Here is a 15671-nt window from a genome sequence, read left to right on the forward strand (position 1 = left end):
TATTACGTTACAAATTTTTAAGCATTGTTTAATTTTATATCAAAATAAAGCTCAAAAGTATAATTATTTTATATCATTTTCTTTAATTACGTGTTCTTATAATCTGATATTACTTAAATATTGTTCTCTTTTTAGATTATCACTCTTACTTATTTGACCAAAATTATTCCATTTTACATTTCTTATTCCAACCTGTTGTAGAGTTGATTTGATAAATACTGATTTAATTGCGTTACCTGCAAATAACTTTATGTACCAGTTTGGTGACTTAGATGTTGTAAATATATTAACTTGATTGATATTTGTTAATAACCCCTTAACACCATGATTACCATCAACATATGCAAAATTCATTTTAAAAACTTTATCTACAAATCCCTTTACCATCCCAGGCAAATCATTCCACCAAATTGGGAAAATAAAAATAAGTTGGTCAGCATCTTTTAATGCTTTTTGATAACCCTTTACCAAAGAATCACTAGTTTTACCGGAATTAAATAAATTTAACTCCTCAGTAGAATATATTGGGTCAAATTTATCTTGATATAAATCAATAACTTTAAAATCCCTATTTTTTTCCAGTAATTGTCCTTCAACTTTTTTTAAAATTGCATGGTTAAAGCTTCCTTGATATGGATGTGCATAAATAATCGTAGTTAACATTAGTTTCTCCTTTTTATATGAACAATTATTATATTTTTTATATCTCAGTTTTCAATAATTGAACTATTGAAATAAATTAAAATCTCTTTTAGTTAATAAAAAAACCTAATTTTATTACTCCTTTTGGTTACCAACTATATAAGTCTTTATCATTTGACTTATAACTTTTTTTATCCAATCTGATTTAACATCAACAACATCTTTTTTACCTACAATTAGTGCAAACCCAACAATAAAGCTCCATAGTTGTACAACCTCAATATCTTCTTCTATTGATATATTATTATCACTTGAAACTTTTTGTACAATTGATTTAAATTCTTCAAAACCTGGTAAATATTCATCTGCGCTCAATTTATTATTTTTTACCTTCGTATGAGCTATATAATCACCCAGAAACAAGACATCAAAATAGTTAGGAAAATTATTAGCAAAATCAACAAAATTAAGCCCCATTTTCAATAAAATATCCTCTGACTTCATATCACCAGTAATTCCTTTTGCAATAGATGAACCAAATACTATCGATATCTGTCCTACTAAAGCTTTTAAATAATCATTTTTATTCGCAAAATGCCTATATGGACTAGAATGTGTAACTCCACAAATTTCTGCAACTCTTCTTAAGGAAATATGTTTCATACCTTCTGTTTGTACAATTTTAGTACCTTCCATAATTAGCTTTTCTTTCAGTTTAGAACCTTCAACTACCATTTCAAAACTCCTGTCTATTGTTAGCCACACTTACAAAACAAAATTTTTTTAAATGCCATCGGAATTCTATCCTATACTTAACATGATAACTACAAATAGCGATATATTTATTAATATAATATTTCAGCTCCTTCTATTCCATCTAATCTTGAATTCCACATAAATTCAATATTCAACATTTACGGTGGATATAAGCACACATACCTAACGATTGATATTGATTAATAACTTTGCAAAACACGCTAATCAAGTAGACACTGTCTACTTGATGAATAAAAAAATAAGCTAAAAACAAAATTATTAAAAATAGGTACTAAAATTAAATAAGTGGACACTGTCTACAAGGCAATATTAACTCTTTTATTTGGAAAGTCAATAATTTTTAATAGCAATAGCATCAATCTTAACAGCAATATTTTTAACTTTTTTAGAAATATAATCATTATTAACGAAAAAAAATACGGTTCAATACCAAAATTTTTTTCGACCAGTTAATTGCATAAAATTCATTATAATTTATGTGTTTCATCTCATATTTTTAATTGCTTTTTTCTAGACAAAAAAACCTTCCATAATTGTGAGATAAATTAATAATATTTCATCTCACAATTATAAAAAGTATTATCTTAAAAAATAAATGTTTTTAAATTATTTAATTTAGCAATTTGGTAGTGACCATTGTAATATTTGTGATTTTTTGTTTAACTAAAGATTTCTTGTACTCCTGCAATAATTTTAATTGGTGAATCTACTATTACATCTGCCCCAGTCACTTCACCAAACCCATAGGTCACGCCCAGTGTTTTAACGGCATTATTCTGACCACCGATAATGTCATTCATAGTATCACCAATCATGACACTATTCGTTTGTTTTGAACCCGTGACTTCCATGGCGTAATTTAGAATTTCAGTTTTAGCTGGGAATTGTTCCGTTGCACCATAAATGCCATCAAAATATTGTGCTAAATCAAAATAATTTAAAATTTCAGTTAATACTTCAACTGGTTTAGCTGAAGCAGTATAAAGTTTATAATCCATTGACTTTAATGTTTGCAGGGTTTCTTCAAAATCATCAAAAATAACTAAATCAAACTTACCCTCGGTTACATAACGTTCATGATACACCTTAGCGGCAACCTTTAATTGTTGATCATCTAATTCTGGATAATGTACTCTCAGACTTTCTGCAATTGGTGGGCCAATAAAAGTTCGATATTCTGACTCAGTTAATTCTTTCATCTTCAATTGTGCAACTGCATATTTTAAGCTGTTAACAATTCCTGGTTCTGAATCTGCAATGGTACCATCAAAATCAAAAAATAAATTTTCCACATTGACTCTCCTACAATTTGAATTTTTAGTTTATAACCTCTATTTTACGATATAATTAGCTGAGATAATACGGATAGGAGAAAATAATGATTAAAGAAATTAATCGTGATGAAAAATCACTCAGTAAAAAATCAAAATTTGCTACTAAAGCGGATAAACAAATCATCACCGACTTAGCAGATACACTACAACATCATAGTGATACTACGGTTGGCATGGCAGCCAATATGATTAGTGAATTCAAAAACATTATCATTGTTCAAATGGGGATGATTGCGGTTATTATGGTTAATCCCGTCATCAAACAAAAATCAGATCCTTATCAAACTAAGGAAGGTTGCCTTTCGCTTGCCGGTGAACGCCCAACCATGCGTTTTAAAAATATTACAGTTGAATATCTTGACCAACATTTCGAAAAACAGCAAAATACTTTTTCGGAATTTACCGCTCAAATTATCCAGCATGAGATTGATCACTGCCACGGTATTATTATTTAACTTAACAAAAAAGAATCCTGACAAGTCAGCATTCTTCAAATTAATTAGTCATTATGTTTAATAATTCGGGCTGGATTACCAGCCACAATCGTATTACTGGGAACATCTTTCGTCACAACACTGCCTGCACCCACCACGACATTGTCGCCAATCGTCACATTTGGCAATACAATTACTGAGCCACCAAACCAACAATCATCCCCAATTGTGATGGGACCATCATACTGCCATCCTTGACGACGAAGTTCCTTATTTGAAGGATGATGATTCGGTGTAAATAATTGACAATTAGGACCAATAAAACAATGCGCTCCAATGGTAACTTTTCCGGCACTTAAAATTTGAAGATTCGCATTAATAAACGTCTCTTCCCCAATAAACAGTTTAGTTGGGTGTTCGATTGAAGTTAATGGAAAATAAATATCTGCTGATTGACTAGCGTTGGGTAAAAATTCACGCAACATTGATGTAGCTTGATCCAAATCCGTTTTAGCAACATCATTCATTTGTTGTACAATTTGTGCGCTATGTTTTACTATTGCCTGAATTTTTGGCTCTTTTGAATACTGATACCAGTCACCATCATTAACTTTATCAAAAATATTTTTAGCTGCTAATGCTTCAAGATTCGGTTCTTTTAATTTTTTCGACATCTAATTGACCTCATATGTAATTGAATTTAATGATTCTATATTATCACAAAAGCGCCTTAAGTTAACCGTACAAATTAGCTTAAGACGCTTTTTATTAATGAATTCCTAATTCAATTCGGGCTTCACGTGACATTTTTTCAATTGACCAAGCTGGCTCCCAGACCAAATTAATCTTAACTTCTTTAATCTCAGCAAAATGGCTAACTTCTGCTTCAATTTCATCATTTAAGTAATCTGATAATGGACATCCGGCAATGGTTAGTGTCATTGTAACTGTACAAATGCCAGTTGTTGCATCTGCATCGACCCCATAAATCAGGCCTAAATTGACAATATCAATCCCCAGTTCAGGATCAATTACATTTTCAAGTGCATTTAAGATCTGTTCATTTAATTGATCTGCCATTATAAACTCCTTAGTTAATTATCCGATACTGCCTTCCATTTCAAAACTAATTAATCGGTTCAATTCAACTGCATATTCCATCGGTAGTTCTTTCGTAAATGGTTCCACGAAGCTCATGATAATCATTTCCGTTGCCTTGGCTTCACTAATCCCACGACTCATTAAATAATAAAGTTGTTCTTCTGAAATTTTTGAAACTTTTGCTTCATGTTCCATTGAAACATTACTATTAAGAATTTCATTATATGGAATCGTATCACTAGATGATTCATCATCCATAATAATCGTATCACATTCAACGTGTGCAAACGAGCCATCTGAATGACGTCCAAACCGAATTTTACCACGATAATCCACCGCGCCACCATCTTTAGCAATCGACTTAGAGACAATTGATGATGAAGTATTTTTAGCGTTATGAATCATTTGAGCGCCAGTATCAGCATCAATATTTTTACCAGCAACGGCAATTGAGAGCATAGTTCCCCGCGCACCTTCACCGTTTAAATAAACGGAGGGATATTTCATGGTAATTTTCGAGCCTAAATTGCCATCGACCCATTCCATTACACTATTTTCTAATGCTTGTGCTCGTTTTGTTTCCAAACTGTACACATTATTTGACCAATTTTGAATCGTCGTATACCGACAATAGGCATCCTTTAAAACATTGACTTCGACCACGGCTGCATGCAAACTATCAGAATCATAAGAAGGTGCGGTACAACCTTCAACATACTCAACATGTGCCCCTTCATCAACAATGATTAAAGTCCGTTCAAATTGACCTGTATTTTCATTATTCAAGCGGAAATATGATTGAATGGGTGTCGTTAACGTAACTCCTTTAGGTACATAGATAAAGCTACCGCCCGACCAAACGGCACTATTAAGCGCCGCAAATTTATTATTAGTTGGTTTTACTAATTTACCAAACCATTCCTTAAATAATTCCGGATATTCTTTTAACGCCGTATCGGTATCGGTAAAAATAATTCCTAATTTTTCAAACTCTTCGTGCATATTATGATAAACCACTTCCGATTCATACTGAGCTGATGAACCAGCCAAATATTTTCGTTCAGCTTCTGGGACGCCAAGTCGATCAAACGTCGCTTTAATATCAGCGGGCACATCTTCCCAATCACGATATTTTTTGTCCGTAACTTTTTGGTAGTAGTTCATATTAGCTAAATCCAAACCACTTAAATCAGGGCCAAAATCTGGATCCTTCATTTTTAGATATGCGTGATAAGCCGCTAACCGATACTCTAGCATCCATACTGGTTCTTCTTTTTCAGCTGAAATTTGGCGAACAACCGCTTCAGTTAGCCCACGTCCGGTCGTAAAAATTGGCTTAACATCATCATGAAACCCAAATTCGTATTCGCTATTATCTAAAACATCATTAATATCTGTCATTTTTGGGTCTCCCATTTTTCTAATAACTCATCTAAGGCATGCCATGGCAATGTCGCACATTTTATTCGGGCTGGAAATTGAGCTACCGTTCCTAAAATTGCTGCATCTCCTAATGACTCATCTGCCTGAGTTGAAATTGATTCACCGATTGTTAATTTAGAAAATGACGTGATTAACTCCCGGGCATTTGTAACCGACTGGCCAATTAAAGCAACCGTCATCATACTTGCTGATGACTGTGAAATTGTGCAACCAATCCCATCAAACGTTAAATCAACAATTGTATCTGCTTCAATTTGAGCTTGGACATCAATCACATCGCCACAAGTAGGATTACGTAATTCAAGATGCGAAGTGGCAGCAGATAATTTTCCGTGATGCCGGGGATGCTGCGCGTGATCTAACACAGTTTCTTTATATAATAAATTTAATTTAGATATCCCCATTATTAAAGAACTCCTTCACAGTCTGAATTGAATTAACTAAACGATCAGCGTCCGCTTTCGTATTATAAAAATAAAAACTAGCCCGCACGGTGGCTGCAACATTCAAGTATTCCATTAATGGTTGGGCACAATGATGGCCCGCACGAACTTCGATGCCTTCCATATCCAGTCCCGATGCAACATCATGTGGATGCAAATTATCAAGATTAAATGAAATAACGCCTGTATGATTAGTTGGATTATGTGGACCATAAATCGTTACACCATCAATTTTAAGTAACTTAGGTAAAACATAATTAACTAATTTTTGTTCATAATTTTGGATGTTTTGCATACCTAAATTCGTTAAATAATCGATCGCACTACCCAGCGCAATCGCACCACTAATATTAGGTGTTCCAGCTTCAAATTTCCATGGTAACTCGTTCCACGAAGCCGATTGTGAATGAACAAAATCAATCATTTCACCGCCAAACTGGATTGGTTGCATTGCTTGTAATAATTCTACTTTGCCATATAAAACACCGATGCCAGTTGGTGCCAACATTTTATGACCAGAAAATGCATAAAAATCAACGTCCAACAATTGAACATCAACTTTCATATGTGGAACACTTTGTGCACCATCACAAATCATATATGCTCCATGTTGATGAGCTAATTTAGTAATTTCTTGAATTGGATTAACGACACCCAAAACATTTGACGCATGAGTAATGGCAACAATTTTAGTTTTATCAGTAATTTGTTGGCGTGCATGGTTCATATCTAGTTCACCATCGACCGTTAAATTAATATATTTTAAAATTGCATGTTTTTTGGCTGCTAATTGTTGCCACGGGACTAGATTGCTGTGATGCTCCATGGGCGATATTACAATTTCATCGCCTGCTTCAACAACTAAATTTCCAAAGCTAGTAGCAATTAAATTGAGACTTTCTGTCGTTGAGCGTGTGTAGATCACGGTTTCTCTTGATGGCGCATTGATAAAGGCAGTAATTTTATCACGAGCTGATTCAAATGCATTCGTTGAACGCTGTGACAATGTATGAACCCCACGATGCACGTTGGCATTATCGTGTTCATAGTAATTAATAATTGATTGCAAAACTGCCTTGGGTTTTTGGGTTGTGGCCGCATTATCCAAATAAACGAGTGGTTCATCATTAATATTTTGAGCTAAAATTTTAAAATCTAACCGGCTATTATTCAGTCCGTTGTCCATCAATTAGTTTCCTCTCAATCATCTCGACCATTTGTTGACGAACAGTTTCACTTGGGATTTCTCGTAAAATCACCCCTAAAAAGCCTCGAATAACTAGCCGTTGGGCAACTTTTTTTGGTAAGCCACGACTCATTAAGTAATAAAGTTGCTGTTGATTTATTCTCCCCACACTGGCAGCATGTCCCGCAATCACATCATTTTCATCAATCAACAAAATTGGGTTAGCATCACCCCGCGCTTGATCAGATAACATCAAAATTCGATTTTCTTGTTGGGCTTTTGCTCCATGCGCACCATGAATAATTTTTCCAATTCCATTAAAAACCAAGGTCGCTTGATCTAAAATCACGCCCCGTTGTAAAATATTCCCTTCTGAATACTTACCTCGGTTGGTTACTCGAGTATTAATTCCCTGCATTTGTTTACCAGTTGAAATCGCCACTGATTTAACTTCTGCATGGGCGCCATTTTCATTGAGATCACTATCAAAATCCGCAATTGTATTGCCTTGATTTAAGACGCCAAGGGTCCAATCAACTTGCGAATCACGTGCTAATATCCCTCGACGATTGAAATAACTATGGGTCTTTTCACCCATTGAATCGAGTGCTGAAAAACGAACATGACTACCAGCTTTAGCCATTACTTCAACGGTGACATGGGCTGGATTGGCTTGGTCTCCAACAGTAAAAGTTCGTTGTAATACTTGAAAACTACAATTTTCTTCCGCAATAATTAACGTCCGGTTAACAAAGTTTTGTTTAGCACGACTATCCTGCACTTGTAGTAATTGAATTGGTTCTGATAAATGGACATTCTTTGGTACATAAACAACTGCCCCACTACTTACCAATGCTAAATTGATTGCTGTTAATTGGTCTTCATCAGCCTTAACGGCTTTCGCTAGATAATCATGGACTAATTCTTCATGATCTCGCAAAGCGGTCTTAAAGTCTGTAACAATTACGCCTTGGCTTTGCATGTCATCCGTAATTTCTGACTTTATTGTTTGTATCCCTAAGCTCGCAAACTGATAATTACTTAATTCTGCTTGAATCTCGATTGGGATTTCTTTTGATTCATTTTGAGTTTCATTAAATTCAAATAATGGCCACCGCTGATAATCAACTTTATCAATCGTTGGTAATTTTAAATCAGGAACTAAAGTGGCTGCATTATAACGAATAACGGTTAACCAATTGGGTTCATTTTCAAATTGGGAATTTTTAACTACAGCGTCACTTAATTGCAGTAATTTTGAACGGATTGCCATCTTTATTTATCTCCGTTTCTGCCTGCTACACCTTCATCAACCAGGTCTACATCTAGTCCAAATTCATCACGTAAAGCAGAATACCCTTTTGCTTCTAATTCCTTAGCCAAAGATGCATCCCCCGTTTTAACGATTCTTCCACCCATCATAATATGAACTTGATCCGGCACAATATAGTCTAATAGTCGTTGATAATGAGTAATCATTAAAGTCCCAAAATTAGGGTTAGCCATTTCATTAACCCCTTTAGCAACTACTTGTAACGCATCAATATCGAGTCCCGAATCAATTTCATCTAAAATTGCAAATTTAGGTTTAATCATCATTAACTGTAAAATTTCATTACGCTTTTTTTCACCACCAGAAAAGCCTTCATTTAGATAACGTTCGGCCATCTCTTCTGACATATTTAATAACTCAAGATTTTTATCTAATTCTTTTAAAAATTCTCGAATCGAAATTGGATCATCTGCAGCTCGCCGGGCGTTAATTGCCGCGCGCATAAATTCAGCATTCGTAATCCCTTTAATTTCAGCTGGATATTGCATTGCTAAAAATAAACCAGCACGTGCCCGTGTATCGACAGTATCAGCTAAAATACTTTTACCATCTAATAGCACATCACCTTTTGTAACATCATAATTTGGATTTCCCATAATTGTTTCAGATAAAGTAGATTTACCTGTTCCGTTAGGTCCCATAATGGCATGTGTTTCGCCAGTTTTGATCGTTAAATTAACGCCGGTTAAAATTTCTCGCGTTGTTTTTTCTTCTTCATCATGAATTGAGACATGTAGATCTTTAACTTCTAATGTTGACATCTTATTGTCAGCCTCCTCATATGCTAGTTAATGGTCACGGAATAATCGTTTACTATGTAGCTACAGCTAATGCTGCCACTGCATAAAATCATCAACTAATTTTAACGCAAACACCCTCTAATTTCCAGATTCTCTACAATGATAATTAATACTTTTTTTAGTTAATAATTGGCACAAAAAAAGTTTACAGCAGCTGCTGCAAACTTTTATTTTAATAATTACATTAAATTAAGTACATGGAATAGCACACCGACTACGAATAGTCCTAGGATAATAATAATTGGAGAAACTTTCTTCTTCAATAACCACATACATAGTAACGTTAGTAATAATGCTGATAGTCCAGGAATCAAACTATCTAAGTTATCTTGTAACGTTGTTACTTTACTAGAGCTAAGTGCCAAACCATCAGCTTGACCTTGTAAAGCTTTTTGAATACCTGCTGCACCACTAGGTAATTTATCCCAATTAATAAATGCGCCATCGGCTAGTTTCGTTGTTGCAACCACTGGCGTCCAAGTAATTGTAACCCATTTGTTAACCAGTGACCCCAAGATAAACATCCCTAAAATTGAAGCTCCCTTGGTAACGTCACGAAGTAAGTTACCAGATAAATCCTCAGATATTTTAGAACCAGCTTTATATCCAAATTCTTGTGTATACCAGGTGAATCCCATTCGAATCAAATTCCAAGCGATAAAGTAGATAATTGGTCCAAGAATGTTTCCACTCATTGCCATCGTTGCAGCTAACGCACCTAAGATAGGTTTAACTGTGAACCAGAATACCGGATCACCAATTCCGGCAAGTGGTCCCATCATCCCAACTTTAACCCCTTGAATGGTTACATCATCAACTGGTGCGCCATTAGAACGTTCTTCTTCAAGGGCTAAGGTAACTCCCAAGATTGGAGATGCAATATATGGATGAGTATTAAAGAATTCTAGATGTCGTTTTAAAGCAGCAGCTCGATCTTCTTTAGAAGTATACAATTTTTTGATCGCTGGAATCATTGCATAAGTCCAACCACCATTTTGCATCCGTTCGTAGTTCCATGATCCTTGAATAAAAGTTGATCTCCACCATACGTGAAGACGATCACTTTTAGTTAATTTAATTTTATTATCAGCCATGTTGTTAATCCTCCTTTCAATTGGTTTAATATTTATCGATGATGTCGCCGATTGGGTCACCAGTGTTGCCACCGCCCCCATTGCCACCACCACCGGTTTTAGAAAGTGTTAGATAGATTAATGCGACTGATAATCCAATTGTACCTAAACCAATCAATGTAAAATCTGTCACTGTAGCTAAAACAAATCCAATTGCGAAGAAAGGCCAAACTTCTTTGGTTGCCATCATGTTAATAACCATTGCATAACCAACGGCAACAACCATTCCACCACCAACTGCAAGGCCAGCTGTTAACCATGTTGGCATTGCATTTAGCATTGACTTAACTGGACCAGCACCAACGGCTAAGATTAAAGCAGCTGGAATAGCAATCCGAAGTCCTTGTAAGAAGATTGAAAAGATATGCCAAAATTCAATTAATTTAAAGTTAGCATTTTCAGCAGCTTTATCCATTAAATGGACAATCCCAGTTGTAATGGTACGAACAATAATTGTAAGTAGTAAGCCGGCAACTGCTAATGGGACCGCAATTGCAATCGCTGCGTTAATTCCCGCTTTACCTTGACCACCTAAAACTAAAATAATTGCTGATGCAATAGCAGCCAAAGCAGCATCAGGAGCAACTGCAGCTCCAATATTTGCCCAACCAAGTGCAATCAATTGTAAGGTACCACCTAAAATTAAGCATGGTAGTAAGTTACCGGTAACTAATCCGATTAATGTACAAGCAATTACTGGTTGATGAAAATGAAATTCATCCAAGATTCCTTCCACACCTGCTAAGAAAGATACTAATATAACCAAAATAATTTGAATTAAATTCAAACTCATAATGTCGAACCTCCTTCTTTTTTCCTATTTTTTCTCACGATTTAATTCATTCTGAGCTTTTTTCAAGATTTCATCCATGTTGTCTTTGCTGTTACTTGGTACCTTACGAACATCAAATTCAACACCGTCTTTTGCTAATTCAGCAAACGTATCAATATCGTCTTGATCAAATGCTAAGACCTTATTTGGTTGAACTTTACCAACTGCATGGGCCATTGATCCTACATTGATAGTTTTAAGATCTACACCACCTCGAACTAACCGTAATGCATCTTGTGGTGTTTCAAACAATAACATCACCCGTTCATTACCAAAATGTTGATCATCTTTAGCGAGCTCAATCATATGGTCGATTGGAACCACATGGGCATGAACACCAACTGGTGCTGCCTGTTGAATCAAGTTTCTACGAAGTTCATCTTTAGCAACCGCATCTGAAACCACAATAATTCGTGTCGGATTAGTTGCTTTTGTCCATGCCGTAGCAATTTGACCATGTAAAAGGCGCGTATCAATTCGGGCCAAAACGTAGTTCATTTTGCCCGGAGCACCAGCATTGGATACTTTAGCTGTTGGAGTTGCATCCCCTGTTGTTTGTAGTTCTTCAGGTTTTACTTTAACCCCATCTTGACCAACAGGTGCAATCTTAGCAGCAATCTCATGACTGCTTTCAGAAGACATCCGAGCACCATATGCTTCAACTAATAATGGCAAATTCAAACCTGTCACAACGGCCCAAGTATCTTTATGAGCTTCGAATAGGTTATTGACTTGATTAAATGGCGTGCCACCCCATAAATCAACTAAGAAAAGAATTTGATCTGCATTATCCAAACTTTGAATTGCATCTTCAAGTTTCTTTTTAAAATCATCCGGACCTTCACTTGGTTGCAGCGTAACTGCTCTAACATTCTCTTGTTCTCCGAAAATCATATTTCCAGATTGAAGAATGCCTTCTGCAAAAGCACCATGACTTGTAATGATTATTCCAACCATTCTTACTAACCTCCTTTTCAAATTGACAACTTCAATAAACAATGTGATTTCTCGATAAACAACCGCATCGATCATCGGTATCTTGAATACGCTTTCATTTTACAGACGTGCATCTTGTTTGTCAAACAAATCATTTTATGTTTTTTTGTTCAATTATTTATTCTTATTATTCTTGTGAAGAATATTACATGCGCTGCGTTTAACCACATCCCAGAAACTCAACGATTTTACCATCTTATCCGGGCTGACATAATTTCTAATTGCTCGTAAGGTTGCTTTCGGATCTTTAGAGGAAAAAGTATATGTACCATTTCCCTTTGTCTTAAGCGCAAACCGTGGAATTGCCTTGCCCCCAAAAATTACTGAAGCAATTACTTGATCAACTTCTTCCCAAGGGATTTGAATGAAATCTTTAACGTTTTTATCGTTAAAAAACTCGAATCCATTGTTGCCAATCATCAATTGACCGTATGTTCCAACTCCAAGGTAAGATGTCGCTTTTTCGACAAGTTCAACTTTTGTGTTAATTGACTCAACCATTTTATCCAGCTCATTTCAATTTATTTTTTTGCTTCCTATCTACTATACCAATTTAATTATCATCTCAAATTATGACTAACATCTCAGAAACATGATAATAATTAACTAGTACACTTAACCTTTAATACGATACCACGAATTATGGTACCGCTTCAAATCACACGAATAAATAACTAAAATTATTATCTTTTACATATTAAAAAACTACTATCATTAATGATAGTAGCTTATATTCTATTAATCTATTTGTGGATTTTTTAAGCCACGGACACGAATAATTGCATCGATATCAAGGCATTTTTGTTCAAACTCATCATATAGTTTGGTGTCCATTTCATCGACATCAATCATTGTATACGCATAATCACCTTTTGATGAATTAATCATATTCGCAATATTAATATTTAATTCTGCTAACACGGTTGCAATTTTACTAACCATGCTAGGCACATTTTGATGTAATAATGTCAATCGATATGGTGAATTGAATGGCATGTAGACGGATGGAAAGTTGACAGAATGCTCAATTTCACCAGTTTCTAAGTATTTACACAATGTATTAGCTACCATCTCAGCACAATTATCTTCTGCTTCTTCCGTTGTGCCGCCTAAATGTGGCGTGACCATTACATTTTCATGGGTAACTAATTCATCGGAAGCAAAATCAGTCCAATACTGACTAATTTGTCCAGATTCCAGAGCGGATAAGACGGGCGCTTCTTCAACAATTCCATCACGAGAATAGTTTAAAAGGACCGCACCTTTTTTCATTGTTAGTAATTCTTTGGCACTAATTAAATCTTTATTTTTTTCAGTATATGGGATATGAATTGTTACGTAATCACTATCTTTTAATACTTCACTAATTGATCCTGCGCGTGGAATATCATTTGATACTTTCCAAGCGTGTTCGACCGAGATATTAGGATCGTAACCAATTACCTTCATCCCCAATTGTTTAGCAGTATCGGCAACTTTCGAGCCAACGGCACCTAAGCCAATCACCCCTAAAGTTTTGCCCGCTAATTCAGTACCCCGAAAATGATTTTTGCCTGATTCAGCTTGTAAAGTAACGTCAGCATCTTCTCCTGAATTAAGGGTATTAACCCAACCAATCGCTGGAATAATTGGTCGGGCAGCCATGATTAGGACTGCAACAATCAATTCCTTAACGGCATTTGAATTGGCACCTGGAGAATTAAAAACCACGACACCATTTTCACTAGCCTTATCTAATGGAATATTATTAACCCCAGCCCCAGCACGACCAATCGCTAATAAACTAACTGGTAATACCCCGCGATGCAAGTTTTGACTACGAATTAAGAGTGCATCTGGTTCAGTCACCCCGTTAATTTCATATTTATCCTTTTCAAATACGGCCAAGCCAACATTTGAAATCACATTATATGTTTTAATTTGATACATCTTATTTTCCCCCATGAGTCACTTCAAATTGTTTTAGTTCATCAATTAATTTAACTACACCATCAGTTGGCATCGCATTATATAAACTAGCACGCATGCCACCGACTAGGCGATGGCCGCCAAGATTAACTAATCCATGAGCTGCAGCTTGATTAATAAATTCTTGATCTAGTTCTGAACTGGCCGTTTTAAATACCGCATTTGTAATTGAACGTTCAGCCGCGGGAACATCATTATTAAACACCTTAGAGTTATCAATAAAGTCATATAGCATGTCAGCTTGTTCGAGATTTTGTTGATAAATTGCTTCAACACCACCCATTTTTTTCAACCATTTAAATGTTAAGCCTGCCGCATAAGTATTAAATACCGGTGGCGTATTAAAGGCCGAATGTTTATTATCTTCAATTCGATAGTCCATTACATCTGACAAAAGTTGCTGTTTCACTAATTTATCTCGCTTAACAATCACCACCGTCATCCCTGCTGGGCCAATATTTTTTTGAGCACCTGCAAAAATCAAATCAAAATCATTAACATTGTATGGCTCAGCCAAAATATTCGATGACATATCAACTACCAACGATTGATCAAATTTAGGAATTTGATGATAGGCCGTTCCTTCAATTGTATTATTCGTTGTTAGATACACATAATCGACATTATCAATGTGACCATCTATTTTAGGTAATTTACTTGTTGGATCACTATTTTCAATGACTTGAACCGTTAATTCATCAATTCGATTCGCAGCTTCAATGGCTTTTTTTGAAAAATAGCCGGAATTTAAATACACCGCTTTATGATAATGTGTCGCTAAATTTAATGGCACACTTGTAAATTGTAAAGTCCCGCCACCTTGTAAAAATAAGACGGCATAATCATCACTAATCTTCATTAGATCACGCAAGTCTTGCTCTGCTTCTAGCTCTAACTCCGTATATAAGGAAGACCGATGACTAATTTCCATTACACTCATTCCACTATCTTTGTATGATGGTAAATCACGTTGAATTTGATTAGTAACTTCGACCGGCATCACCCCTGGTCCGGCTGAAAAATTATAAACTGACATCTTTATCCTCCCATACATTTTCTAATTGGTTACTATCATACTGGCTAACCAAATTAATGCAATTCAATTATTTTAAGTGATTTTCATTTCAATCAGACTAATCCCTATTGTATTAGCTTTTAAAGTCGATTAAATTATTTTTATAAATTAATTTATAAAAAGATTATTTGTATTAATCATAGATATAAACCCTATTAAAATACAGCATTGCCG

The 15671-nt window shown here is 35.2% G+C and carries 17 protein-coding genes; 1 reads left to right on the forward strand and 16 read right to left on the reverse strand.

Going from position 1 to position 15671, the window contains the following annotated elements; translation table 11 throughout:
* Positions 1–96: 96 nt before the first annotated feature.
* From FC70_RS04915 to FC70_RS04925, 3 genes are all read right to left on the reverse strand, one after another.
* A complete protein-coding gene (locus FC70_RS04915) occupies positions 97–663 on the reverse strand; it encodes an NAD(P)H-dependent oxidoreductase (RefSeq protein WP_057889886.1) in 567 nt (188 codons plus the stop codon).
* 114 nt (positions 664–777) lie between these two features.
* Complete coding sequence (locus FC70_RS04920; protein ID WP_057889887.1) at positions 778–1377, reverse strand: TetR/AcrR family transcriptional regulator; 600 nt, start codon at positions 1375–1377, stop codon at positions 778–780.
* A 701-nt stretch (positions 1378–2078) separates the two neighbouring features.
* Positions 2079–2711, reverse strand: a complete 633-nt coding sequence (locus FC70_RS04925; protein ID WP_057889888.1) for an HAD hydrolase-like protein — start codon at positions 2709–2711, stop codon at positions 2079–2081.
* 86 nt (positions 2712–2797) lie between these two features.
* On the opposite strand from FC70_RS04925, the gene FC70_RS04930 reads away from it, so the two are divergent.
* Positions 2798–3208, forward strand: a complete 411-nt coding sequence (locus tag FC70_RS04930; RefSeq protein WP_057889889.1) for a peptide deformylase — start codon at positions 2798–2800, stop codon at positions 3206–3208.
* A gap of 44 nt (positions 3209–3252) precedes the next feature.
* On the opposite strand, the gene FC70_RS04935 is transcribed toward FC70_RS04930, so the two are convergent.
* From FC70_RS04935 to serC, 13 genes are all read right to left on the reverse strand, one after another.
* Positions 3253–3861 (reverse strand): sugar O-acetyltransferase, encoded by a 609-nt coding sequence (locus FC70_RS04935; protein ID WP_057889890.1) that lies wholly within the window; start codon positions 3859–3861, stop codon positions 3253–3255.
* Positions 3862–3955: 94 nt separating this feature from the next.
* Positions 3956–4267, reverse strand: coding sequence for a metal-sulfur cluster assembly factor (locus FC70_RS04940; protein WP_057889891.1), 312 nt, complete (start codon positions 4265–4267; stop codon positions 3956–3958).
* 18 nt (positions 4268–4285) lie between these two features.
* Positions 4286–5689 (reverse strand): Fe-S cluster assembly protein SufB, encoded by a 1404-nt coding sequence (gene sufB, locus FC70_RS04945; protein ID WP_083478647.1) that lies wholly within the window; start codon positions 5687–5689, stop codon positions 4286–4288.
* Complete coding sequence (gene sufU / locus FC70_RS04950; RefSeq protein WP_057889893.1) at positions 5686–6135, reverse strand: Fe-S cluster assembly sulfur transfer protein SufU; 450 nt, start codon at positions 6133–6135, stop codon at positions 5686–5688. Before sufU ends, sufB begins: the two co-directional genes overlap by 4 nt.
* Positions 6122–7360: a cysteine desulfurase gene (locus FC70_RS04955; protein ID WP_057889894.1), complete on the reverse strand. Its 1239-nt coding sequence runs from the start codon at positions 7358–7360 to the stop codon at positions 6122–6124. The genes sufU and FC70_RS04955 overlap by 14 nt, the downstream gene beginning before the upstream one ends.
* Positions 7341–8633 carry a Fe-S cluster assembly protein SufD gene (gene sufD / locus FC70_RS04960; protein ID WP_057889895.1) on the reverse strand — a complete coding sequence of 431 codons (1293 nt, stop codon included), beginning with the start codon at positions 8631–8633 and terminating at the stop codon, positions 7341–7343. The genes FC70_RS04955 and sufD overlap by 20 nt, the downstream gene beginning before the upstream one ends.
* 2 nt (positions 8634–8635) lie before the next feature.
* A complete protein-coding gene (gene sufC / locus FC70_RS04965) occupies positions 8636–9454 on the reverse strand; it encodes a Fe-S cluster assembly ATPase SufC (RefSeq protein WP_057889896.1) in 819 nt (272 codons plus the stop codon).
* Between the two features lie 218 nt (positions 9455–9672).
* Entirely contained in the window at positions 9673–10587 is a 915-nt protein-coding gene (locus FC70_RS04970; RefSeq protein ID WP_057889897.1) for a PTS system mannose/fructose/sorbose family transporter subunit IID, read from the reverse strand.
* 25 nt (positions 10588–10612) lie between these two features.
* Positions 10613–11419, reverse strand: a complete 807-nt coding sequence (locus tag FC70_RS04975; RefSeq protein WP_057889898.1) for a PTS mannose/fructose/sorbose transporter subunit IIC — start codon at positions 11417–11419, stop codon at positions 10613–10615.
* Between the two features lie 24 nt (positions 11420–11443).
* A complete protein-coding gene (locus FC70_RS04980; protein WP_057889899.1) occupies positions 11444–12415 on the reverse strand; it encodes a PTS sugar transporter subunit IIB in 972 nt (323 codons plus the stop codon).
* A gap of 153 nt (positions 12416–12568) precedes the next feature.
* Entirely contained in the window at positions 12569–12955 is a 387-nt protein-coding gene (locus tag FC70_RS04985; RefSeq protein WP_057889900.1) for a DUF956 family protein, read from the reverse strand.
* A 237-nt stretch (positions 12956–13192) separates the two neighbouring features.
* Positions 13193–14383, reverse strand: coding sequence for a phosphoglycerate dehydrogenase (locus FC70_RS04990; protein WP_057889901.1), 1191 nt, complete (start codon positions 14381–14383; stop codon positions 13193–13195).
* Between the two features lies 1 nt (position 14384).
* Positions 14385–15458, reverse strand: a complete 1074-nt coding sequence (serC, locus tag FC70_RS04995) for a 3-phosphoserine/phosphohydroxythreonine transaminase (RefSeq protein WP_057889902.1) — start codon at positions 15456–15458, stop codon at positions 14385–14387.
* Positions 15459–15671 lie beyond the last annotated feature (213 nt).

This window comes from Paucilactobacillus oligofermentans DSM 15707 = LMG 22743 (genome assembly GCF_001434315.1).
GTDB classification, from domain to species: domain Bacteria; phylum Bacillota; class Bacilli; order Lactobacillales; family Lactobacillaceae; genus Paucilactobacillus; species Paucilactobacillus oligofermentans.

What these genes read in the sequence shown, in the direction of transcription:
- FC70_RS04980 (WP_057889899.1), bottom strand. Translation starts at nt 12,415, where the DNA reads ATGGTTGGAATAATCATTACAAGTCATGGTGCTTTTGCAGAAGGCATT.
- FC70_RS04920 (WP_057889887.1), bottom strand. Translation starts at nt 1,377, where the DNA reads ATGGTAGTTGAAGGTTCTAAACTGAAAGAAAAGCTAATTATGGAAGGT.
- FC70_RS04975 (WP_057889898.1), bottom strand. Translation starts at nt 11,419, where the DNA reads ATGAGTTTGAATTTAATTCAAATTATTTTGGTTATATTAGTATCTTTC.
- serC (WP_057889902.1), bottom strand. Translation starts at nt 15,458, where the DNA reads ATGTCAGTTTATAATTTTTCAGCCGGACCAGGGGTGATGCCGGTCGAA.
- sufB (WP_083478647.1), bottom strand. Translation starts at nt 5,689, where the DNA reads ATGACAGATATTAATGATGTTTTAGATAATAGCGAATACGAATTTGGG.
- FC70_RS04990 (WP_057889901.1), bottom strand. Translation starts at nt 14,383, where the DNA reads ATGTATCAAATTAAAACATATAATGTGATTTCAAATGTTGGCTTGGCC.
- FC70_RS04915 (WP_057889886.1), bottom strand. Translation starts at nt 663, where the DNA reads ATGTTAACTACGATTATTTATGCACATCCATATCAAGGAAGCTTTAAC.
- FC70_RS04955 (WP_057889894.1), bottom strand. Translation starts at nt 7,360, where the DNA reads ATGGACAACGGACTGAATAATAGCCGGTTAGATTTTAAAATTTTAGCT.
- FC70_RS04930 (WP_057889889.1), top strand. Translation starts at nt 2,798, where the DNA reads ATGATTAAAGAAATTAATCGTGATGAAAAATCACTCAGTAAAAAATCA.
- FC70_RS04935 (WP_057889890.1), bottom strand. Translation starts at nt 3,861, where the DNA reads ATGTCGAAAAAATTAAAAGAACCGAATCTTGAAGCATTAGCAGCTAAA.
- FC70_RS04985 (WP_057889900.1), bottom strand. Translation starts at nt 12,955, where the DNA reads ATGGTTGAGTCAATTAACACAAAAGTTGAACTTGTCGAAAAAGCGACA.
- sufC (WP_057889896.1), bottom strand. Translation starts at nt 9,454, where the DNA reads ATGTCAACATTAGAAGTTAAAGATCTACATGTCTCAATTCATGATGAA.
- FC70_RS04970 (WP_057889897.1), bottom strand. Translation starts at nt 10,587, where the DNA reads ATGGCTGATAATAAAATTAAATTAACTAAAAGTGATCGTCTTCACGTA.
- FC70_RS04940 (WP_057889891.1), bottom strand. Translation starts at nt 4,267, where the DNA reads ATGGCAGATCAATTAAATGAACAGATCTTAAATGCACTTGAAAATGTA.
- sufU (WP_057889893.1), bottom strand. Translation starts at nt 6,135, where the DNA reads ATGGGGATATCTAAATTAAATTTATTATATAAAGAAACTGTGTTAGAT.
- sufD (WP_057889895.1), bottom strand. Translation starts at nt 8,633, where the DNA reads ATGGCAATCCGTTCAAAATTACTGCAATTAAGTGACGCTGTAGTTAAA.